This is a genomic window from Nitrospirales bacterium (assembly GCA_031315865.1).
GTDB lineage: Bacteria > Nitrospirota > Nitrospiria > Nitrospirales > UBA8639 > JAGQKC01.
Genome location: JALDRJ010000002.1, coordinates 2,005,319 through 2,026,095, shown reverse-complemented (window position 1 = coordinate 2,026,095; position 20,777 = coordinate 2,005,319). Strand labels below are relative to the sequence as shown.

Genomic DNA, 20,777 nt, shown 5'->3' with positions numbered 1-20,777 from the left:
GTATCTTTATCGATACGCAATGTATCGAATCAGATTCATTATTGACTTCATGCTCATACGCCTATCTGGCTCCATCACCTCCTTCGTTCTGCTCCCAACTTCCTCTAATAAAAAGAGAGATTTCATTTCATGAGCTTCCCCGATTGGCGACGTTCATGGTTCGGCACATTCTGTGCTTATCACATGCAACGTGTGATACACGGTTCCGCAAAAGAGCAAAACAGTCAAACAACAATCTAATGCCTCAACCTCATATGGGTTGATGGTAAAAGAAAGGAATTAAGGTATGAAAGTATGTAGCAACCCAATGAGAACAATGCTGTATTCATTGATGGGAGTGATGATGTTCGTCGGAGTGGTCGGTACTGGCTCTGCTCAGGCCGAAACAAAGACCACGACGTACCCGGGAACAATGTGTCAACCCTACAATCCCACAGCGTCTAATAACGTGCGGTATAGTTCACAGGGCGTGTACAACGATAGTGCCTCGCAGTCTGCGACAGTATATTGTCCGGTTCCGTACACGTTATCAGGTGGAAAACTGACGTATGTGATCGTCGATGTGAAAGATCAAAGTAACTCAGCCACGATTTCTTGCACTGCGTATGTTCGGGGGTTGAACGGAAGTTATGTCACGAGCAAATCAGGGAATAGCGACGAGTTTTTTGGTGGAAACAGTGATGTGTTTATCCCAAGCATTAGTTATACCGGAGGCGGGGGGATCTACAACGTGTTGTGTAGTCTGCCCCAAAGAATTGCCGGTGTACCATCGTTCTCGGTAGTGTCCTATTCCGTGTATGAAACAAACTAAGTGATCGGGATTGCCTCCTTCCACCCCACAGCAAGCGTGGTGGAAGGAGGCATAGCACAATAACGATCGTCAAACAATTCTTCTTCACGCTACATTAGCGTAACCCGTGAGGGAGCAGACGTATGAATAAAACAGTCTCTATTTGGGTAGCCGTTGGGATGTGGCTGCTTTTTACGTTCGATTGTCATGCTGAAGTTAGAGTAAGTGGTCATGATCTTAGTGTAAACCTGGAGGATGCTTCACTTGCGAGAGTCATGGAGCAGATCGGATGGGAAGCAGGTATCGACATTGCTATTATGAATGCGTTGGATTATCGCAATGCCGTGATCTCTGAAGCCTTTACTGATATGCCTCTTGAACAAGGCCTCGATCGCCTCTTGAATGGATGGAACTATGGTCTGAGCAAGGACCCCGCCTCAGGTGCGGTACGGACCGTGATGATTGTTTCACGTCGAACGAGCGAAGCGGAGGCGCATCCTGTTGACACTAACGTCCAGATTATTTCCAACAAACTGGAGAGAAATGATTCCGATCAAGATCTTGAAGATATGACGGGACAAGAATTTGCTGATGAAAAAACGTACCTGACAGATGAGGAATTGCTTAACGATACTCCACCCGAAATGCGCGAGCTCATCTTGAGTATGCAGGAGCAAAATGGCGTGAAGTGAGTGGGGCCGTTTCTATAGCTGGCTTGTCTACTTTTCGGACACTCATCGAAACGCTACCGAATTTTTAAGCCTCGATATGACATCTGATATCTTCCGGTAAACATGACAGTGGGTTACTCCATTTGCCTTCATCCCGTTTATCCCCTCCCAGCTCACTCATATTGAAACGGTGGGCCTCGTTGAAGACAATACAAAAATAGGAGAATTCCTTGATTTTCTGCTAATATCTATCTAAAAGTTGGCATTGCCGCGACAGGAACCTTAAAGCGTTGTTGGAGACTGTGCGCAAAAGAACCTTTATCGTCTCGTACCTTTCCTCCGTGTTATGACTCAAATACTTTTAGTGGGGCTCGGTGGAATGGTTGGGTCCATCGGTCGTTTTCTTCTTTCGGGATTCGTTCAACGCTTCAGTCCCATCGTCGGGTTTCCATTCGGCACGCTCGTCGTGAATGTCATCGGATGTTTCGTGATCGGCCTGCTCAATGGCGTGGCTGACACACGACAACTCTTCGGGAATGAATTCCGATTGTTTCTTTTCATTGGCGTCCTTGGAGGATTCACGACGTATTCCACGTTTGGGTACGAAACCCTCTCACTCTTACGGGACGCTGAATTTCACCGGGCCGTTCTCAGTATTGGCCTCCATCTCATCGTCGGCCTCGGAGCCGTTTGGGCTGGTGATGCACTGGGGCGATTAAGTTAGCCCCTCTCCATCTTCCCCGTACCCGTCTGCTTCTGGCTTACTACGCGTTTCGCTACCCGCTTGATATTTTTCTCCGTCCACCATCTTACGCTTGTCACTGCCTCAACATAAGTGGCGAGGCCGCCTCCAAGCTGTTAGAGTTGCTCACTTTGGGCAATCGTCATGAAAAAGACCAAACACAACCGCGATCTTGTCATCGAAGGCGCGCGACAAAATAACCTCAAAAATGTTTCGCTCCAGATTCCGCACAATGCGCTGACGGTCATCACCGGCGTATCCGGATCGGGAAAGTCCTCTCTGGCCTTTGATACGATCTTTGCCGAAGGCCAGTGGCGGTACATTGAATCGCTCTCCTCCTATACCCGAATGTTTCTGGAACGCGTCACGCGGCCTGACGTGGACCAACTGCAGAATATTCGTCCCGCCATTGCCCTTGAACAGAAAAATCCTGTTCGCACGTCGCGCTCGACCGTCGGAACTGCGAGTGAAATTTCCGATTATCTACGCCTTTTGTTCGCCAAAATCGGTCACCATATCTGCCCTGACTGCCACAAAGAAGCAAAAGCTCACCAGCCGGGAACCGTGGCCGACGCGCTGCTCGAAACATTCTCTCACGACCGGGCACTCATTCTTTTTCCCGTTCCGGCCCCCAAGCCCACGCATCTTCAGGAATTTATCTCATCATTACTGAAGCGCGGGTATCTTCGTCTTCTCGACAATGGGCAAACCTACAATCTTGACAAAGATCATGTACCCAAAAATTTCTCGCAAGCGACGATACAGGTCATCGTCGATCGGCTGGTTCTCCGGGATGACAATCGGTCTCAACTCGTCGAGAGCCTCGAGACGGCCTTTCGGGAAGGGCAGGGCTTGGCCTCTGTGCAAATCGTCGGGAAAGACCTATTGGAGTATTGCACGTCATTACGATGCCCACAGTGCCATCGAACCTTCGACGCTGTCAGGCCGGTCCACTTTTCATTCAATCATGTCCTGGGTGCCTGTCCTGAATGCAAAGGATTCGGCAACATCTTGGGCTACGACGAAGCCTTAATCATCCCTGACCAGACAACATCTCTTCAGGACGGAGCCATCGAACCGTGGACGAAACCGTCCAACCGTTGGTGGCAGGACGAACTCTTGAAAGGATTTAAAAAACGGAAACTATCGACTTCCACCCCCTACGCACAATTGTCACCGGAAGCCAAACGGATCGTCTGGGAAGGTGACAAAAAGATGGAAGGCATTCACCAATTTTTCGAGTATCTCGAAGGCAAACGATACAAGATGCATGTTCGGGTCTTCCTGAGCCGCTACCGGAGTCCTTCCCTCTGTCCAACCTGCCAAGGCAGTCGTCTTAGGCCTCAGGCGTTGATGGTCCGAATACAAGGACAGCACATTCATGATGTGTCGCAATGGCCGATACAACGAGTCTACGATTGGTTACAGACATTTTCACCAACGGCTTTTGAACGCGAGATCGCCCAGGACCTTCTTCAGACCTTAGACGCTAAGCTCTCCTTCCTTTTACAAGTTGGCTTGGACTATCTCACACTCAACCGTGAAATGCGCACCTTATCCGGTGGGGAAGCTCAGCGCATCTCTTTGGCCACACAGCTTGGAGCCAAACTCGTGGGCACGCTGTATGTCTTGGACGAACCCACGATCGGCCTGCATCCCAAAGATACTGCCGCTTTGGCCTCGTTATTACGAGAGTTGGCCAGACTCGGCAACACCGTCATCACGGTCGAACATGATTCGCAAGTTATGCAGCAAGCGGATTACCTCGTGGAAATGGGACCCGGATCCGGACAGCAGGGCGGACAGGTCGTGTGCGCAGCCTCCGTTGATGCGTTCCTTAAAGATTCTCGTGCCATCACGGCTCGCTATCTCCGGGGAGAAGACTCGATTCCGGTTCCTCAAGTACGCCGCGCCAAGAGCGGACAAGCCATCACCATCACGGGCGCTGAGGCACACAATCTACAAAAATTGACCGTCCAATTCCCCTTAGGGCTGCTGACCTGCGTCACAGGAGTGTCAGGATCAGGGAAAAGTACGTTGGTCGAACATATTCTCTATGCAGCCGCGGCACGGGCCTTCAAAGTCGGAACTCCTCCTGTGGGACCGTACGAGACCATTTCGGGCCTCGAGCATCTCCACACCGTGCGCCTCATCAATCAAGACCCGATCGGAAAGACCCCTCGCTCCAACCCCATCACCTACATCAAAGCCTTTCAGCTTCTCCGCACCCTGTTCGCTCAAGACCGTGAAGCCCGTGCCCAAGGGCTCACCCCTGCTCACTTTTCCTTCAACACCGGAGCCGGACGATGTTCACGCTGCGAAGGACAGGGCCAGGAAAAGCTTGAAATGTATTTTTTCGATGATCTGTACGTAACCTGCGAAGAATGTGAAGGCCGGCGATTCAAGCCTGAAGTCTTAGCGATTCGCGTACGTGGCTACTCGATTCATGATGTCCTGAACCTGACGATTGAAGAGGCCCTGGCCGAATTCGGGGAATTGGCGCCTGCATTGGTCCCGCCACTGGAACTCTTGGCCACATTAGGGCTCGGGTACTTGCGTCTCGGACAGCCCGCCACGAGTCTATCCGGAGGAGAATCCCAACGTCTCAAAATCGCCGCAGAACTGACCGGACAATTAAAGGGGAAGACCCGGTCTTCTGACGCTCGAGGCGTGCTCTACATTCTCGATGAGCCGACGACTGGCCTTCATCAAGAGGACATCAAAAAGCTCCTGTTGGTTCTCAATCGTCTGGTTGACGCAGGAAATACCGTCGTCCTGGTCGAACATCACCTCGATATCATGAAATGTTCCGACTGGATCATCGACCTTGGGCCGGGTGGCGGAGAACGCGGGGGCCAGATCGTGGCAGAAGGGAGGCCGGAAGAGATCGCTAAACACCCTCACTCACAGACAGGACGGTATCTCCGCCCCCTATTAGGTAAATAATAAGGGGCAATACCTCATCCAATGCACTCACAGAAGAGCTTCCTTGAACCACTCGTCGAAGAATAGTTCTCCATTAGCATGTAGAGTTTACGATGGGGCAGGCGTTCCCACAGAAGAACCCAAAGCATGTGTCCTTATCGTCCTCCATAATGCCTTTCCCGACCACCATGCCTCCCTCTTGACCCTCTTCCCTTATGACGCCCCATTCCTCCACCTCGTCCATGTCCGGCGGCGAAACTGCGTTCATACTGTATCACCGCCCATATTTCCTCATCTGTCAGCAACCCGCCGAACGGAATCATTGCTGTACCGGGTGATCCATGTTTAATCACCCAAAAAATCTCACCCTCTGTTCGATGCATCCAGAACCCATGCGAGCGAAAAATTCTTGGGGGAGGATTGAGATTCGCAGCGCCAGGTCCGTCTCCATGTCCGGTCTCACCATGACAATTCACACAGGTTCCTTTTCCCTCATAGATGACCTTTCCCTTCGCAACGATTTCTTCTGATTGTGGAAGGGGGCTCGTCAGTGCCCGCGCTTCCTCAAGCTTGTCATCCGGTACGCGGGGACGCATCATTTGTGCACCATGTTGTGCCGTAGCGAATTCGATGCTGGTTATCATCGAAAAGACTATGATACTCATTGCCAGAAATTTAAGCCGCATGATCCTCTCCTTCTTCTTTACCGGTAACTCTCGTCGTCAACTCTATTGGGGCTTGATGATTCCACAGGCGTCGCGTGATCCCCCCGCACATCCTGGGTTCAGCTCATCCTCTTGGTCACAGTACAGATCCGGGTTTGTATGAATGATGAAGGCACTGCCGTTTTCATCAAGCACGCTCAAACGACCGCCCGAGAGGGTAATACGGCTAGTGGCCATATGCACTTTGCCCACTCCGTCTTTGACCTCGATATTGACTAAGTCCCCCATGTGATACGGATGATTAAACAAGGGAGCATCAGGAGCGGAATTGGAGTTTGGTCCCGGATCGTGATGCCCTTTGGCGGAGCCACAGGGCTCACAGCTCGCGACTTCATGGATATGCACGGCATGCTTCCCGTCCTTGAGCCCCTTCACCTCCATCATGATATCCACAAGTTTTATCCCTTCTGGTGATTCTCGTTCTTTGAGGATGGCCGTCCCTGTAATATTGGCATCGGTACAACCCGTAATCGTGGCGTTGGCAATCTTTGAATAGGGCCCATGCCCGTGATGCGCGCACCCGGAAACCAATCCTGCCCCCAGCACGATTGCTAGGAACAGTGTTCCCTTGACTAGCCTTACTTGTGTCATCTGCAACCTCCTTTTTTCTTTTTTGATGATGCGAATTCTTTCTGGGAGGAGTCATGTCTGCCTCGACGTTCGACCCACCGCGTTTTTCCGCTACCATCTTCTGACTCATTCGTGCACTGAAGGCTAGCAAGAGTGACGCCAAATTATTCTCCATGGCCCGACTATCCATCGCACATGATCAATAGATCACATGTGGAATTTTGCGACACGTACTCTGGATAAGACTGAGACAAACCTCAGCAGGTCTCATTGACTTGAGACAGAAGACGTCATGCGCTGCATTTTTTTGAACTGTTTTTATCAGCACACCTTACTTTTACACGTTAATGCGTAAAGTTAACGATTAACCTATTCACTTAACAATTTTCGGCTCTGCCTTGACCGAAAATCACCGAAACGAAAATACGTCTGTCAATATTGGCCAATATTGGGCTGTGTTTAATTTCTTTTTTCGGCATCGCAAATGCACACACTTATAAACAATATGAAGTATGAGCCAGTTCTACTGTCACGATTGAAGGGGCATGCGTTATGGGATGAGTGATGGTGGTCGATGACGACGAGTCAAGAAAGAAGCATCATCTCTTGAATCCCAATGATATAAAAAAGGAGGGCACCATGATTTTCAAACAATACTTTTTAGGCTGCTTGGCTCATGCCTCATATTTGATTGGAGACGAAGAAACGCGAAGTGCGGTCATTGTCGATCCACAACGAGATATCGATCAATATGTTCACGATGCCGAAGATCAGAAATTAAACATTCGCTATGTCTTTCTCACTCACTTCCATGCCGATTTTGTGGCTGGCCATCTGGAGCTGCGAAATCGTGTCGGAGCAGAAATTTGTTTGGGTGTCAAAGCTCAGGCTGATTTTCCCTTTCGAGCCTTCAGGGACGGTGAAAACCTGGAGTTTGGCAAGGTCAGACTGCAGATCCTGGAGACTCCCGGGCATACGCCTGAAGGCATTTCCATCCTCGTCTATGATCTCGAAAAAAGCGGGTCCATACCCCAATCGGTACTCACTGGGGATACCTTGTTTATCGGCGATGTAGGACGCCCGGACCTCATGGCTTCCGTCGGAGTGAGCGCCGATGAGTTGGGTGGAATGTTGTACGATTCCTTGCAGAACAAACTGCTTCCGTTGCCAGACGAAACACTCGTCTACCCCGCACATGGAGCTGGGTCGATGTGTGGGAAAAATCTGAGCACGGACACCTTTTCCACCATGCAGACGCAACGACGGTATAACTATGCTTTGCAGCCAATGAAGAGGAACGAATTCATACGGCTCGTGACTGCGAACCAGCCCGAAGCCCCGCAGTATTTCAGCTATGATGCGATGCTCAACCGGAAAGAACGGCCAACACTGGATCGTGTCTTGGAAGAAGAACTCAAGCCCTTATCCCTTGAGGATGTCCTTAAATTGCGGAGCACTGGAGCACAACTGCTCGATGTCCGCGATCCCGCTGATTTTGCCGGAGGTCATCTGACGGGGAGTGTGAACATTGGGCTTGGTGGAAAATTCGCAACGTGGGCGGGCACCATCCTTTCACCTAAACACTGTATTGTCATTATTGCGGAGCCGGTCCGTGAAGCCGAGGCAGCGATGCGATTAGGCCGAATTGGCTTTGATCAGGTCGCTGGGTATCTCAAGGGAGGAATGGAAGCCCTGGCTCATCGTGCAGATCTTGTGAGCCGTACGGCTCGAATCACGGCTCAGACATTAGCAGACGAACTACACACGGCCGAACCGCCACTTGTGCTCGATGTGCGTAAAGAACAGGAATGGAAAGACAAACACCTTGCCCACAGCGTGAATATTCCGGTCAGTCATCTCGAAGAGCGCCTCGACGAAGTGACTCGAGACCGACAAATAGTTGTGCACTGCGCCACGGGGTATCGCTCATCGATCGCCGCAAGCCTCTTAGAAAAACACGGATTTACCAATGTGATGGATCTTGTTGGCGGCATTGACGCCTGGGAGGCGGCTGTTGAAAAGCCCCAGGCTTCTGCGACGGGGCAGACATGCTCCAATCATTGATATGCATCAAAGCCAAAAACCCATAGTCCTATAACGAAACCGGAGAAGCCTTGCGTATTTCACAGATGGAGGCGTGTCCGCTTAGGAGTAAAGAGGTTCAAAAAAGATGAGTCACGCGATGGGTCTCACGAAATTGGCAGGGCGGGTTTTCATCTGGTGCATGCTCACGTTTGGCTGTTCCCATCAGCCAGGAACCCCTGATCGCACCCACATGAACGGGAAAAATCCTGAAGTTTTGACGTCAGCGCCAGATGATCACCAGGGTTTCACACTGAGTCCATCAGCCGAGACAGCACATCGTGCGGTCATGCGTGAGCATTTAGAAGCTGTCCATGACATCGTGAGTGCGTTAGCACAGGAAAATTTTCCCAAGGCAGAACACGTCGCGATGACTCAATTGGGATTCGCCAAACACCGGGAAGCCATGCGACGGCAGCAACCTGAAAATTTTCCTCCAGCTTACCATGATCTTGCGATGGCTCATCATCAGGCAGCTGAAGAGCTGGCTCGCGCCATGTCTTCGCACGATCTGCAAAAGATTCTTCCACACTTGGAACGAACATTACGCGCCTGTGTGGTCTGTCATCAGACTTATCAGCGTTAATGTCGCATGGCAACAAGTCTAAAAAATGGAGAACTATTCGATGAGCATGAAAAAATTCTTTAGCCGTTTTATTCTTATTCTCTCGTTAACGGTCATGGTGGTTTCATCAGCATGGGCTTCCGATCCTCAACTCCATTCTCCGCTCATGGATCCAGAAGCGAAAGCCGCCAATGAGGTTGCAGGAGCGTTTATGAAAGAATTGGGCGCGGCGATGATGTCGGAGATGAAGAAAAGCGGTCCATCAGAAGCCATCAACGTGTGCGCCGGGCTGGCCCCGGAAATCGCCAATCGATTATCCCGGGAACATGGCTGGCGGGTCACACGAGTGGGCACACGCGTACGAAACCCCCTACTTGGCATGCCGGATGCCTGGGAACAGGGCGTGCTCGAGCAATTTTCAAAGCTGGCTCAAAACGGCGAGAGCTTTACGGAGATGACCTATGGCGATATTGTCTCCGAACCGAGTGGCCAATATTTTCGATTTATGAAGCCTATTGGCATTCAACCACAATGCTTGCTCTGTCATGGAGCCCCTGAGCAGATACCTGAGGCGATTCGAACCATGCTCAAGAAACACTACCCTCATGACGCGGCTACAGGTTACAAAGCGGGAGACCTCCGTGGAGCGGTCAGCATTAAGTATGCGATCAATCAGCGAGGTAGATAAAAAGGCATGCGCGAAGAACAGTCAATACGTCAGTTGTCCGGCACATCATGACCATAGGTCTTGACGACGTACTCCAGGACTTTTGGCGCATGTCGAACCAGTTTGTCACGAGCCTGTCGATCGTGACATTCACCGGCCAGAATCCAGCCAAAGGCTTCTTCATGATCCCCATGTCGATACGACTGGATCGCCTTTTTTAAGCAGGCTCGCCCGGAGATTTTCCCGCGAAGAATCTCGGGAGGCCCGGCCTTCACCACAAAATTTTTACATTGTGCCCCGCCTCTGGCTTTCGCCTTCACATCCTGCCACATCCAATCCACTTCCTCCTGATACGCCAAAACAGATTGGGAAAACAGTAATTGACCAAGAAGAATGGGCAACATATACGATAGGACTCGATTCATGGGTCCTCCTCATTCATGATAGACAGAAGTGCTGGTTCATCCCCACGCCCGTGGGAACGGTACAGGCTCATACAGATAAGACTCAAACAACGCTATCCGGTCATGTCACGTGAAAGGAACGCTCGTTTAAAATCGGGCTTCTCGCCATGTCTCAAAGTCAAATTTTCCTGCGGAATGCGCATACCCGATAACAGCTTCAGCAAGGCCTCGGTAGTTACCGAGGGACTGGTAAAGGCATTCACGATCCTTATGGTCGTAATTTTCCTGAGAAATCGAAGCAGACGCCTCCTTAAACTGAGTTTCGATAGTATCCAACTGTGCGGCCAAATGCATTGGCAGATTTTTTTCGGATAGAACCGTCGGGTTGTCAGACCAACGGCGGAATTGTTCGCCAAGTTTCAGACACAAGTCTTGTACATCGCCATGTAAATGACTAGCCAGCCACTTGTCTTGCGGATATTTTTTGGCATCCATCAACATCGTGATCCGATAGATAATATTCTGCAAATTCATCACCAACAATTGCACTTGCTCAGGCTTATTGTTGGGAAACGCGTGATAGTCGATACGTTGCGCATACTTTGCCAGTTTCTCGGGCAGAGACAATAAGTTGTAGTAATAATACTCGGCCTTGTAGTGGCTCTTGAGGCTTTGCCTGGGTTCGTTTTCGTGCGCCAAGTCCAGTAACAAAAAGCCGCAACATCGATAAAACCGGGCAAGCAGACGTAGAAACATCTTTTCAGGTCGAGTCGATGAGAAAAAATAATCTACAGCAATGTTAATGCTAATGGACAGCATTAGCATAATCACGCTGTTCGCATAGACGGCAAAATCATAAGCCTGGTGATTCTCGAGAAATGTGAACGCCACGAAAGGAAGCATGACTCCCAACCGCAACAAGCCTTGCTGAGGCAGCGCAAACAGATAATGGGCAATAAACGTCACGATAAAAATCAACATGCCCAGCTCTGCAAAACCAGACAAATGAGGCATGACAAATATATATAATATCCCTGTCACAATAGAACCAACGACAAAAGGCAACAGGATTACTTTGGCACTGATTCCAAGCATCAAAGCGCCCTGACCGATGATAACAGCGAGATACAGGAATCCTGCGTGCCCCGGCGGATCGATATAGATCAATATGAAAAAACCGACCCATAGAACGATCACCATTTTCACCGCTCCCATCAACCGGTCAGGATCGATAGACAGCTTCATAGGTGATTTTTTTTGAGGAGAAGGGACAGGTGAAATATTTTCGTTGAGTCCCAGGACACATTCGAATAGCGACCGGCTCAGCGTTTCCAGACGCTCTAGCTCTGTCTTGATTAAGAGCACCGATGCACGCTGAAAAGGGGATAATCGTTGGATATAGCCGTCATCGATATGTACGTTGAAGGCAGATGGCACCTGGCTCGATGCTGCCCCGTCATTCATCAGGCGCTCAATTTCTTGAAATCGCAAATCCAGTCCCGATAAAAAGCGCTCAAGATCGGGAATACACTCGATGAGGTTGAATGACTGGATTTCAGAGAAATTTTGGTGCAATATTTCACGAGTTTCTTTCAGAGATGTCGACAACTGAAGAAATCGTTGCCACCGGTATCGTTGCGCGAAGACCTGGTTGCTATCGACCTTGCCTGCTTCAAGGGCTTGCCCGACTTTGAGTAATAAACCAGATTCTTCTCGTTGAAGCGGCTGGATGTCTTCGGCAACACCATTCATCATGAAATGAGAACGCACGCGATATAGCCTGCTCTGAACCTCCATCAATTTTCGACTCGCTGTTTTCAGATCGCTTACACTGTTTCGTGGCCACAGAAACACGACGATCAAGGTATAGATCAGGATCCCTGTTGCATTTTCCTCCAGTCGTGCCATGGCAATATCAAAGGCCCCCTTTGATGAGCCTCCCGTCCCAATGATAATGGTCATGGCCACAAAGCTGGTAATATGCCAGAAATATTGGTCCTTTTTGCCTGTAATCATGTACACGCAAATACCATGATGCAAGGAATAACACAGCAGAAGTAACCAACGGTCCTGGGGGAAAAATCCCAAATAGACCAGCCCGGCAGTGGCTCCTAGCACCGTACCTGAGATTCTCAAAATACCCTTATTCAACGACTGTCCCATCGTAGCCGTCAGACCGAGCATGATGACCGCCAGTCCGCCCCATTCCGGCCTTTTCCAATTGAAATAAAAGGCAGCCGCAAACACGGTCGTCATGGCCAAACCCGTCTTGATGGCCTCTTTAGTGCGTCTCGATAAAGGAATCATCGATAAGAACTTCTGCCGTTTTTATCCGACGAGTTGGTGAAGATATGGAAAACCATCGTCTCTCCACTGGTACCGATAGCACGATGCGATACACCGGTGACCATTTCCGTTTTCTTCTGCCATCAAGTCTCTCGCCTCTTCACTGGTGGGTCCGAGGCTATGGGATCATGCCATAAACGAATAAAGAAAGAAAAAGCTCACCATGTTTCCTATGTATTATTAAGAGGTCATTTAGTAAAATCAGGCTGTTCCAATAACGCCAACACGGAAAAAGCGATAAGGCCTTACGAACGCATACCGTGATTCACTGCATTGACAATCCAGAAAGACAGATGGCTCGATCGATCGTACTGAAGGAACGTGAAGGAGACGAATGGAGTATTTCCCGCACGAATTTGCTATAGGAGGTGTGTATTTACCGCCCTTGTTCATCGTCAGTGTCTTGGGCGTCCTTGCCGCTCTGGTAACAGTGACGTTTCTTAACCGTTCACGATTGTCGCAATTCTTTTACTATCCGCCGCTTATCTTTGTGGCACTGACTATTATCTATGTTGGATTGATTGGAACACTCTTCATTCCGGTATAAAATGGCGAAAACACGTACGATGGCAACGTGCTCGAAGCATACCGTATCGACATGGATTGGCTATACAGTTAGAACGTAGAACGTTCAATACTTATGTCCCACACATCGAAGAAACTGATACTCACCAGTGCGGTGCTTTTGCTTGCGGTCAGTGTTTTGCTGGTCAAATATTGGAACTACATCATTAACCCCTGGACCCGGGACGGACAGGTGCGCGCCCAGGTCATTCAAATCACGCCAAGAGTGACGGGGCCTATCGTCGAGCTCTCCGTTGTTGATAACCAGTTCGTTACCGCAGGACAGCATCTTTTTCAGATAGATCCAAGCACTTTCATCGCCTCGCTCAACTTTGCGCGTGCGGAGCTCGACAAAACCCACGATGATATCGAGGCATTGGAAAAACAGGTTGAAGCGTCGTTAGCTCTTCAGAAGCAACGAAATATCGTCGTAAAACAAGCCGCGCTGGAAATTAAAGAAATCGAAGCGCGATTCAACCAAGCCAGTGCGCAATTCAATCGCGCCAGAGAATTGGTTCCGAAAGGCGCGATGTCTCAACGGGCACTGGAAGCCGCCCAGGCCGATTACGCAGTGGCGCAGGCCAGATACGATGAAGCCAGAATCAAATTATTAGAAGCGCGAGTCGCAGCCAAGCAAGCGACAGCGGACTTGGCACGAGACCGGGCGAATCTTGGCGTTGAAGGAAACATGAATCCACGTTTGCGCGCAGCGCAGGCCAAATTGCAGGAAGCGGAATTGAACCTGAAGTTCACCCAAGTCCTAGCACCCGTTGACGGCTATGTGACCAATTTGAATCTCAAGCTCGGTAATCAGGCCGTCGCCAACCGGGCAGTGATGGCACTCATTGATGTCAACAGCTTTTGGGTTCACGGGTTTTTTCGGGAAAATTACATCGCCCCTATTCGTCCAGGCGACAAAGCTGTTGTCACGCTTATGACGTATCCAGACACGCCCATAAAAGGCGAAGTGGAGAGTCTTGCCTGGGGCATTGCCCAGCATGACGGGAGTGTTGGGAACAATCTGTTGCCAAACGTCAGCCCGACCTTTGAGTGGATTCGCCTGGCGCAACGTGTCCCCGTGCGCATTCGTCTTCTTGCCGTCCCAGACACCATCCAGCTGCGCGTAGGAACGACGGCGTCGGTGATGGTCATGACCGGAACGAGCGAACAGGAGGATTCTGGTCCAGTCGAGGCTGTTCCCCGTCCACTTCAGTGAGGGAGGAACCTGATTTGAACATGCGACTGAATTTACCCTGCCTTCTTATATTGGCACTTGTACCCACGGGGTGCATGGTCGGACCGGATTTCGCCAAGCCAGATATTCCGATTGAGAACAAGTGGATTTATGAAGAAAACCCGACTATCAAGACAGAGACGGCAGATTATCACGAGTGGTGGGCGGTATTTAATGATCCGATCTTGAACACGCTTATCGAAAAGGCCAGCCAGCAAAACCTCGACCTGGAAATCGCGGGCTTGCGTATTTTTGAAGCGAGAGCGCAATTGGGCATCTCAATCGGCCTTCTCTTTCCTCAATCCCAACAAGCGCGCGCCGGAGCCCTCATCAATCAATTCAGCAAGAATTCACCATTAGTCGGGGCGCTGGATCATTTCAATTACAATTATGCGATCGGGTTTGATGCCGCGTGGGAATTGGACTTTTGGGGACGGTTTCGACGCGGCGTGGAATCTGCAAGCGCGAGTCTTTACTCGGCACTCGCCAATTACGACGACCTGCTCGTGACGTTAACGGCAGAAGTCGCAAGAACCTATATTCAAATTCGCACGATTGAACAAAGGATAGTGTTCGCGAAGAAAAATATCCTCTTCCAGCAGCAGTCGCAAAAAATCGCCATAGACCGCTACGAAGGAGGGGAGACGAGCGAGCTTGATGTGACGCAGGCAACTTCGCTCCTGAAGCAAACACAAGCGACGGTCCCAAACCTCGAAGCCATTTTACGTCAAACCAAGAATGCACTGGCGGTACTCCTTGGCATTCAACCGATAGCGGTGCAGTCCCTTCTGGGGTCGGCCAAGCCCATTCCAGTCCCACCGACTGACGTTGCTGTCGGCGTTCCTGCGGAACTCTTACATCGACGGCCAGATATTCGTCGGGCGGAATTCCAGGCAGCCGCGCAAAGCGCCAGGATTGGGATTGCCAAATCGGATTTGTTTCCCCAGCTTTCCTTGGCTGGTACTTTTTCTTTCGTGACAAGCCATAACGGCGGGTTTTTCGCGAATAACGCCGACTTCGTCGATCTTTTTTCGAGCAACAGTATCCTGTATTCAGTGGGGCCACAAGTACGTTGGCCAATCCTCAACTACGGAAGAATCAAAAACGATGTGCGAGCTCAGGACGCAAGATTCCAGCAGTTCCTGGTCGAATACCGTAACACGATCCTGCGCGCAATCCAGGAAGTCGAGGATGGAATGGTGGGGTTTTTAAAAGCCAAAGAAGAACGCGCCCTTATCCATGAAAGTGTAAAACAATATGAACGCTCAGTTGAGCTTTCTCTGCTGCGGTATACTGAAGGACTGAGCCCCTATCAGAGCGTCATCGATTCGCAACGATTCTTAACGCAGCAACAGGACCTTCTTGCATTGACCACGGGCGCGGTCGCTGCGAATCTGATTGCCACGTACAAGGCACTGGGAGGGGGATGGGAACGACGGAAAAATCAGAGCCTGATATCCCCTGAAGTACAAGAACAAATGCTGCAAAGAACGGATTGGGGAAATTATTTTCAGAAAGAAACATTCGATAGCGAACAACAGAAACAGTAACCAACATAAAAATTTTTAGAATTATCTCCCCAGCACCCGTAAAAGCCGAACATCACGTGAAGAGAAATTCATGAATACCAGTTGCTACGATAAACCAGAATACTATGAGGTTGCATTCTCTTTCAGAGATATCTCTGCAGAAGTGCGTGTGATACAGACATTAATCAGCGATTATGCCCAATGCGATGTCAAAAGAATCATGCAGCTCGCATGTGGCCCAAGCCAGCACATGCTTACCCTGAACAAAGCAGGCTTCGATTATATTGGGGTCGACATCAACAGTGCGATGATCGACTATTCGTCGCAATTGGCGCAAAAACATGGAGTAAATGCCGAGTTTTATCAGCAGGATATGGTGAGATATCGAGTAGATACGCCAGTTGACTGTGTATTTATCGCACTTGGCGATCTGTATGTAACATCGACGAATGAATTGCGCATGCTATTTGATTCTGTTGCCAATTCCCTGAATGTTGGAGGATTGTTTTTACTCGACTGGTGTGTCCAGTTTCAACCCGAAAGGTTTTTTGATGCGACTGGGCAGACGTGGTCTATTTCAAAAGATGCGGTGCGGATTGATTCACTAGTTGAAATGCGTCCGCTGGATCGAGTCGAACAGACGTTTCAAGAAACACTGACAATGAATATCCATGAAGGTGACAGGCATACACGACTGGAAAGTGCCTCACAGAAACGTGCCATTTTTCCTCAGGAATTTTTGATGCTCGTCGAATCTTCGAAGACATTCGAGTTTATCGGCTGGTGGAATAACTGGAACCTGTCACAGCCGATTTCAGCCGCTACGATAGATTTCTTCCGGCCCATTACGCTGCTTAGACGGATATGAGTCAGCATTCGATAAACTGCACTCAATTCGGACTGTTGTCTATACCTCGTTTGAGTTGAGTGGTGACTCACGCAATATCGCTCTGGCCAAGTTGCGGTTCATCCCCACGCCCGTGGGGAACATCTTGAGTGATATTTTCCGGAAGATTCACAGAATCGGACGAAACTGCTCTGTGCGCTCCGCTCACACTGAGCCACACACTCCCGCACTTGGTCGACGGTCATCCTCGTAGTGAGATAAGAAATGCGTCAATGCTTCTTTAGCGTTCCGCTCCAGTCTTACGTACAATTCTCTATCATGACATTCACCGGCCGAAATCCTGCCAAAGGCTTCTCGATGATCCCCATGTCGAGACGATGCGATCGCCTGTTCCAAGCAGACCTTCCCGGAGATTTTCCAAGACTTGAAACCATGCATCGTCATGAGCTAGAAACGTGAAGTAATAAGCCACGCAAATCGCCGTCAATGCCGCAGCCAAAGACTGTGAAGCGTTTGTGCGGCGGCTCCCAGCGCAGTGTCAGGGTAAATATACCTAGCTGTGGGAGCTTGCCAAGATCCCGAGAAAACAAGAATCACTACGCTATTGAGGTTTTCTGGCTTTCCATCGCAAAAAGATCTGGACGACCTACTTGCAACAGATTCATTGATGGTAGTAGAAAAGAGATTGCGTAGCCGATAATCATAGGGAAGGCCAACACACAAGCCATAGTTTTTTATTGAGGAGGAATCGATGAAAGAACGACATACTTCATTATTCGTAACAGCGCTGATAGCCGTATTCACACTGAGTCTTGGCGGGCTCGGCTTCGTTTCGGCGACGGATGGAACGGTCGAAATGGTCAAGTTCAACGAAGACGGATCACTCGACCTCCCCGTCGGCTACCGTCAGTGGCAGCACGTCGGATCAACGTTTTTACCTAAGGGCAAGACAAACATCATCGACCACAAGCCGACCAAAACAGCCGAAATGCTCGACATCTACGTGAAACCCGACGCATTCAATGTCTATATGAAGACCGGTATATGGCCAGAAGGCACTATCATTGCCAAGGAGTTCGTTGCGTTGAATAATCCGAACAGCGGTGGCGTCGTGACGGAGGACTATTACACAGGGCTATCAGTGTTGGTGAAGGACAGCAGCCGTTTTCCGGCGGAGGCTGGTCACTTGGGATACTTCCAATACGGTCACCAAAAGGAGCCCTATAAGACGAATTCACCGCTTCAGGGCAGAGACAAGTGCTCGTTCTGTCATGAGGAAGATGCATCCGATCAGCAGTATATCTTCGCCAGCCACCATATCGGCTTGACACGTCCGAAGTAGTTTGATCGGCGATCCAGATCGCTTCATTTCCGGTCCCATGAACGTCGCACGCGCGCCTGATTCCAGCCAAAGGCTCCTTCATGATCACCATGTCGAGACGACGCGATCGCCTGTTTCGAGCCGGCCAGCCCGGAGATTTTCCAAGACTGGAAACCATGTATCCTCAAGAGCTCGATACGCGAAGTGGTCAGCTTGATCAAAATTTCCCGTTCCAATAGACTTGATCTATGGACACCCCTAACAGCACCCGATCGGACTATGCGATGAAAATCCTGCCCGCGTACACCGGCCTATCCACAATCGAAGAAGTCCTGAATACACCACGCGCTCTTCGCTTGCTTTGGATCGAAATTCTCCTGAATGAACATCTACCTCTTACTCCATGGGAGAATCATCCAGCAGTTCAGCAGGCACACGACAAAGCCTGTCGTTGGTACACAACCTATCGAACACTTGTCGATTCGATGGTTCCACGGACTCCGCTTCCACATAACGCCAACCCTATCGATTACCGGGAATATCGGGTATTTGCCGAGGCGCTTCAATTTGCAGCCGCTCACGCTTAGCCACATTCTTCCGTATTTCGTCGAATATCATCGACAGACCGGGCATTCCGTCGACTTGCTTCTCGTGGGAGGACTTGCACTTCAAGCCTATGGATACTCGGACCGAGCCACGGTTGATATCGATGGAGAGCTGATAGGAGAATTTGAGTCGCTCTTAGACTTTCTCCATAAAAAACAGATTCCCGCTGACTTGAGTGAAAATTTTTCCGGCTGGTCAATCGTCGCCATGCCACCTGGATATCGAGACCGCTCGTCTGTTTGGCATGAAGATGCAGGAATACGCTTGAGGCTTTTACACCCCGTAGATTTTATCGTCTCAAAACTTCGACGCGGAACCGATCAGGATCTTCAAGATGCGCATTATGTTGTCAGACGTTTCGGGATTGATAAGTTTTCTATTGTCGCGGCAGTGGAAAGGGCGATTACCGCTTCTCCTAAAGATACAGCTATCTATCTTTTCAAAAAGTCCGTTGAGAATTTTCTTAACCAGCTGGACCCAGAATAATCCATACGCCACGCCATACACTCATTATTTGTCAGAAATTTGAATGCTGTTTCTGTATCTTAACAGATAGCCCCCTTTTCTCTTTATGCGCGAGTTCATCACCTTACGAACAACCAAACATGAAGAACTGATTGATATAACGACCTCGGTGCGTGCCATTCTTGAAGAAAGCGACGTGCAGCAGGGGATTCTGCATGTGTACGCGCAAGGGGCGACAGCAGCCATGATGATTCAGGAGAACTGGGACGACAGCATCCCGCTAGATGTGATGAATTTACTTCGCAAGCTCATTCCAGCGGGCGTATGGCTGCATGACACACAAGACGGGAACGGTGATGCGCATCTGAAAGCCGGACTCGTCGGCCCCTCAGAAACCATTCCCATCATCGATGGGCAACTCGGCCTCTCCCGCTGGCAGAATATCTTTTTTTGTGAGTTCGATGGTCCGCGATCCGAGCGACGAATTGTCTGTACGGTGATTCGAGATGTTGAGGATGGGTAGTTTCTAGAAACCACTACTGATTATGGGAGAACCTGAAACCCTTCTCGATACGCAGCTTCGCGCAATCGATGATCTAAACAGACAAACTCTACATTCGCAGTTTGGTGGCCAGACCAAACTAAAGCCGCAGCCAATTGTAATGCATCTGCCGCTTGTAGGGGGTGAAGAAGTAACGCACGACCAGCCTGATCGCGAACAGGGTTACTCGGCCGAACTTCTGTCCACAGATCTGCTAAACGACTAAGAATCTGCCGTGACTGAAGCTCCTCCTTCTCCGTTAATACCTCTTCACGGCGAAGACGGGCAAATGCTGAATATCCTTCAACGAGAGATCCCCACCAGGCCACCACATCGTCATCCCGTTCGATCAGTTTTTTCACTTGAACCGTCCAAGGCTCCTTCAGACATAAGGGAAGTAACGCAGAGGTATCCCAAAATTTCATCGTCCCTCCTCTCGTTCGTTCAAAAGAGCTTTCAACCCATGACCACGTTTATCGAGAGGACGGGGAAGTTTCCACACATCTTTCGGAATCTTTCCGGCACCTAGCCGAATAAGCCCATCTCTGGCTAATGTCGATACACGGGCGGATAGACCGAGTTTCCCAACATCAAGAGGAACGATTTTCGCAATCGGTTTACCCCGCTCTGTTACAATGACTTCTTCTCCTGCTTTTACTCTAGAGAGCTGTTCACTTAACCTAGCTTTTAACTCAGACACCGGTGTGGTTTTCATCCTACGCTCCTTACGAATTTATTTGACCATACTAGTCATTATAATATGACTAATAGAGATTTGCCACGATATCAGGCCTGCATGCCTTTTCCTGTATCTTTCGGACTACGCTTATTTGCATGATTCATTGACTCACATTTTCTGCACAACCTTAGGTGTCCTTGGACACGATCGTGCCACGTCGAGCAAGCCACTCACAGCCAGACTTTCGTTGACAGCTTCACCCTTCCGACATCTCGATGATAGGTGTCCTTGGACACGATCGTGCCACGTCGAGCAAGCCACTCACAGCCAGACTTTCGTTGACAGCTTCACCCTTCCGACATCTCGATGATAGGTGTCCTTGGACACGATTGTGCCACGTCACAAAAGCAACCCACGGCCACACTTCCATTGGCGACTTCAACCTTCCAACATCTCGATGATAGGTGTCCAAGTTGAGAATTCATCTTTAGTTATGATGGAATG

At 49.8% G+C, this 20,777-nt stretch carries 22 protein-coding genes; 16 read left to right on the top strand and 6 right to left on the bottom strand.

The window, feature by feature from the left end; all coding sequences use genetic code 11:
- Positions 1-316 precede the first annotated feature (316 nt).
- From MRJ96_09355 to uvrA, 4 genes are all read left to right on the top strand, one after another.
- Complete coding sequence (locus MRJ96_09355) at positions 317-811, top strand: hypothetical protein (protein MDR4501640.1); 495 nt, start codon at positions 317-319, stop codon at positions 809-811.
- 122 nt (positions 812-933) lie between these two features.
- A complete protein-coding gene (locus tag MRJ96_09350; protein ID MDR4501639.1) occupies positions 934-1,482 on the top strand; it encodes a hypothetical protein in 549 nt (182 codons plus the stop codon).
- A 325-nt stretch (positions 1,483-1,807) separates the two neighbouring features.
- On the top strand, positions 1,808-2,185 hold the full coding sequence (gene crcB / locus MRJ96_09345; GenBank protein MDR4501638.1) for a fluoride efflux transporter CrcB: 378 nt from the start codon (positions 1,808-1,810) through the stop codon (positions 2,183-2,185).
- Positions 2,186-2,347: 162 nt separating this feature from the next.
- On the top strand, positions 2,348-5,149 hold the full coding sequence (gene uvrA / locus MRJ96_09340; protein ID MDR4501637.1) for an excinuclease ABC subunit UvrA: 2,802 nt from the start codon (positions 2,348-2,350) through the stop codon (positions 5,147-5,149).
- A 134-nt stretch (positions 5,150-5,283) separates the two neighbouring features.
- Here uvrA and MRJ96_09335 read toward each other — a convergent pair whose 3' ends face one another.
- On the bottom strand, positions 5,284-5,814 hold the full coding sequence (locus tag MRJ96_09335; GenBank protein MDR4501636.1) for a c-type cytochrome: 531 nt from the start codon (positions 5,812-5,814) through the stop codon (positions 5,284-5,286).
- 42 nt (positions 5,815-5,856) lie between these two features.
- Entirely contained in the window at positions 5,857-6,444 is a 588-nt protein-coding gene (locus MRJ96_09330) for a superoxide dismutase family protein (protein MDR4501635.1), read from the bottom strand.
- A gap of 618 nt (positions 6,445-7,062) precedes the next feature.
- Here MRJ96_09330 and MRJ96_09325 point away from each other — a divergent pair.
- The 3 genes from MRJ96_09325 to MRJ96_09315 all read left to right on the top strand — a co-directional run bounded on the left by MRJ96_09325 (position 7,063) and on the right by MRJ96_09315 (position 9,758).
- The gene (locus tag MRJ96_09325; protein MDR4501634.1) at positions 7,063-8,487 is read left to right on the top strand and encodes an MBL fold metallo-hydrolase; all 1,425 of its coding nucleotides are present in this window, start codon (positions 7,063-7,065) and stop codon (positions 8,485-8,487) included.
- 118 nt (positions 8,488-8,605) lie between these two features.
- On the top strand, positions 8,606-9,091 hold the full coding sequence (locus MRJ96_09320) for a hypothetical protein (GenBank protein ID MDR4501633.1): 486 nt from the start codon (positions 8,606-8,608) through the stop codon (positions 9,089-9,091).
- A gap of 40 nt (positions 9,092-9,131) precedes the next feature.
- Positions 9,132-9,758 (top strand): DUF3365 domain-containing protein, encoded by a 627-nt coding sequence (locus MRJ96_09315; GenBank protein MDR4501632.1) that lies wholly within the window; start codon positions 9,132-9,134, stop codon positions 9,756-9,758.
- A gap of 29 nt (positions 9,759-9,787) precedes the next feature.
- Here MRJ96_09315 and MRJ96_09310 read toward each other — a convergent pair whose 3' ends face one another.
- On the bottom strand, positions 9,788-10,162 hold the full coding sequence (locus MRJ96_09310; GenBank protein MDR4501631.1) for a hypothetical protein: 375 nt from the start codon (positions 10,160-10,162) through the stop codon (positions 9,788-9,790).
- 126 nt (positions 10,163-10,288) lie between these two features.
- The gene (locus MRJ96_09305; protein ID MDR4501630.1) at positions 10,289-12,448 is read right to left on the bottom strand and encodes an FUSC family protein; all 2,160 of its coding nucleotides are present in this window, start codon (positions 12,446-12,448) and stop codon (positions 10,289-10,291) included.
- A gap of 373 nt (positions 12,449-12,821) precedes the next feature.
- Here MRJ96_09305 and MRJ96_09300 point away from each other — a divergent pair, with 373 nt between their 5' ends.
- From MRJ96_09300 to MRJ96_09260, 9 genes are all read left to right on the top strand, one after another.
- On the top strand, positions 12,822-13,034 hold the full coding sequence (locus MRJ96_09300) for a DUF1656 domain-containing protein (GenBank protein MDR4501629.1): 213 nt from the start codon (positions 12,822-12,824) through the stop codon (positions 13,032-13,034).
- A gap of 93 nt (positions 13,035-13,127) precedes the next feature.
- On the top strand, positions 13,128-14,267 hold the full coding sequence (locus MRJ96_09295) for an HlyD family secretion protein (GenBank protein MDR4501628.1): 1,140 nt from the start codon (positions 13,128-13,130) through the stop codon (positions 14,265-14,267).
- A gap of 20 nt (positions 14,268-14,287) precedes the next feature.
- On the top strand, positions 14,288-15,835 hold the full coding sequence (locus tag MRJ96_09290) for an efflux transporter outer membrane subunit (protein ID MDR4501627.1): 1,548 nt from the start codon (positions 14,288-14,290) through the stop codon (positions 15,833-15,835).
- A 70-nt stretch (positions 15,836-15,905) separates the two neighbouring features.
- Positions 15,906-16,682 carry a class I SAM-dependent methyltransferase gene (locus tag MRJ96_09285; GenBank protein ID MDR4501626.1) on the top strand — a complete coding sequence of 259 codons (777 nt, stop codon included), beginning with the start codon at positions 15,906-15,908 and terminating at the stop codon, positions 16,680-16,682.
- A 730-nt stretch (positions 16,683-17,412) separates the two neighbouring features.
- Entirely contained in the window at positions 17,413-18,003 is a 591-nt protein-coding gene (locus tag MRJ96_09280) for a cytochrome P460 family protein (protein ID MDR4501625.1), read from the top strand.
- 80 nt (positions 18,004-18,083) lie between these two features.
- Entirely contained in the window at positions 18,084-18,221 is a 138-nt protein-coding gene (locus MRJ96_09275) for a hypothetical protein (protein MDR4501624.1), read from the top strand.
- 9 nt (positions 18,222-18,230) lie between these two features.
- The gene (locus MRJ96_09270; GenBank protein ID MDR4501623.1) at positions 18,231-18,569 is read left to right on the top strand and encodes a hypothetical protein; all 339 of its coding nucleotides are present in this window, start codon (positions 18,231-18,233) and stop codon (positions 18,567-18,569) included.
- Entirely contained in the window at positions 18,550-19,074 is a 525-nt protein-coding gene (locus MRJ96_09265) for a DUF6036 family nucleotidyltransferase (protein ID MDR4501622.1), read from the top strand. The genes MRJ96_09270 and MRJ96_09265 overlap by 20 nt, the downstream gene beginning before the upstream one ends.
- 85 nt (positions 19,075-19,159) lie before the next feature.
- Positions 19,160-19,576 carry a secondary thiamine-phosphate synthase enzyme YjbQ gene (locus MRJ96_09260; protein MDR4501621.1) on the top strand — a complete coding sequence of 139 codons (417 nt, stop codon included), beginning with the start codon at positions 19,160-19,162 and terminating at the stop codon, positions 19,574-19,576.
- Positions 19,577-19,596: 20 nt separating this feature from the next.
- On the opposite strand, the gene MRJ96_09255 is transcribed toward MRJ96_09260, so the two are convergent.
- Positions 19,597-20,019: a type II toxin-antitoxin system VapC family toxin gene (locus MRJ96_09255; GenBank protein ID MDR4501620.1), complete on the bottom strand. Its 423-nt coding sequence runs from the start codon at positions 20,017-20,019 to the stop codon at positions 19,597-19,599.
- Positions 20,016-20,309, bottom strand: a complete 294-nt coding sequence (locus tag MRJ96_09250; protein ID MDR4501619.1) for a type II toxin-antitoxin system prevent-host-death family antitoxin — start codon at positions 20,307-20,309, stop codon at positions 20,016-20,018. Before MRJ96_09250 ends, MRJ96_09255 begins: the two co-directional genes overlap by 4 nt.
- Positions 20,310-20,777 lie beyond the last annotated feature (468 nt).

What these genes read in the sequence shown, in the direction of transcription:
- MRJ96_09250 (MDR4501619.1), bottom strand. Translation starts at nt 20,309, where the DNA reads ATGAAAACCACACCGGTGTCTGAGTTAAAAGCTAGGTTAAGTGAACAG.
- MRJ96_09295 (MDR4501628.1), top strand. Translation starts at nt 13,128, where the DNA reads ATGTCCCACACATCGAAGAAACTGATACTCACCAGTGCGGTGCTTTTG.
- MRJ96_09325 (MDR4501634.1), top strand. Translation starts at nt 7,063, where the DNA reads ATGATTTTCAAACAATACTTTTTAGGCTGCTTGGCTCATGCCTCATAT.
- MRJ96_09335 (MDR4501636.1), bottom strand. Translation starts at nt 5,814, where the DNA reads ATGCGGCTTAAATTTCTGGCAATGAGTATCATAGTCTTTTCGATGATA.
- MRJ96_09355 (MDR4501640.1), top strand. Translation starts at nt 317, where the DNA reads ATGCTGTATTCATTGATGGGAGTGATGATGTTCGTCGGAGTGGTCGGT.
- MRJ96_09275 (MDR4501624.1), top strand. Translation starts at nt 18,084, where the DNA reads ATGATCACCATGTCGAGACGACGCGATCGCCTGTTTCGAGCCGGCCAG.
- MRJ96_09320 (MDR4501633.1), top strand. Translation starts at nt 8,606, where the DNA reads ATGGGTCTCACGAAATTGGCAGGGCGGGTTTTCATCTGGTGCATGCTC.
- MRJ96_09300 (MDR4501629.1), top strand. Translation starts at nt 12,822, where the DNA reads ATGGAGTATTTCCCGCACGAATTTGCTATAGGAGGTGTGTATTTACCG.
- MRJ96_09305 (MDR4501630.1), bottom strand. Translation starts at nt 12,448, where the DNA reads ATGATTCCTTTATCGAGACGCACTAAAGAGGCCATCAAGACGGGTTTG.
- MRJ96_09330 (MDR4501635.1), bottom strand. Translation starts at nt 6,444, where the DNA reads ATGACACAAGTAAGGCTAGTCAAGGGAACACTGTTCCTAGCAATCGTG.
- MRJ96_09350 (MDR4501639.1), top strand. Translation starts at nt 934, where the DNA reads ATGAATAAAACAGTCTCTATTTGGGTAGCCGTTGGGATGTGGCTGCTT.
- MRJ96_09280 (MDR4501625.1), top strand. Translation starts at nt 17,413, where the DNA reads ATGAAAGAACGACATACTTCATTATTCGTAACAGCGCTGATAGCCGTA.
- MRJ96_09270 (MDR4501623.1), top strand. Translation starts at nt 18,231, where the DNA reads ATGGACACCCCTAACAGCACCCGATCGGACTATGCGATGAAAATCCTG.
- MRJ96_09255 (MDR4501620.1), bottom strand. Translation starts at nt 20,019, where the DNA reads ATGAAATTTTGGGATACCTCTGCGTTACTTCCCTTATGTCTGAAGGAG.
- MRJ96_09290 (MDR4501627.1), top strand. Translation starts at nt 14,288, where the DNA reads ATGCGACTGAATTTACCCTGCCTTCTTATATTGGCACTTGTACCCACG.
- MRJ96_09315 (MDR4501632.1), top strand. Translation starts at nt 9,132, where the DNA reads ATGAGCATGAAAAAATTCTTTAGCCGTTTTATTCTTATTCTCTCGTTA.
- MRJ96_09285 (MDR4501626.1), top strand. Translation starts at nt 15,906, where the DNA reads ATGAATACCAGTTGCTACGATAAACCAGAATACTATGAGGTTGCATTC.
- MRJ96_09310 (MDR4501631.1), bottom strand. Translation starts at nt 10,162, where the DNA reads ATGAATCGAGTCCTATCGTATATGTTGCCCATTCTTCTTGGTCAATTA.
- uvrA (MDR4501637.1), top strand. Translation starts at nt 2,348, where the DNA reads ATGAAAAAGACCAAACACAACCGCGATCTTGTCATCGAAGGCGCGCGA.
- MRJ96_09260 (MDR4501621.1), top strand. Translation starts at nt 19,160, where the DNA reads ATGCGCGAGTTCATCACCTTACGAACAACCAAACATGAAGAACTGATT.
- crcB (MDR4501638.1), top strand. Translation starts at nt 1,808, where the DNA reads ATGACTCAAATACTTTTAGTGGGGCTCGGTGGAATGGTTGGGTCCATC.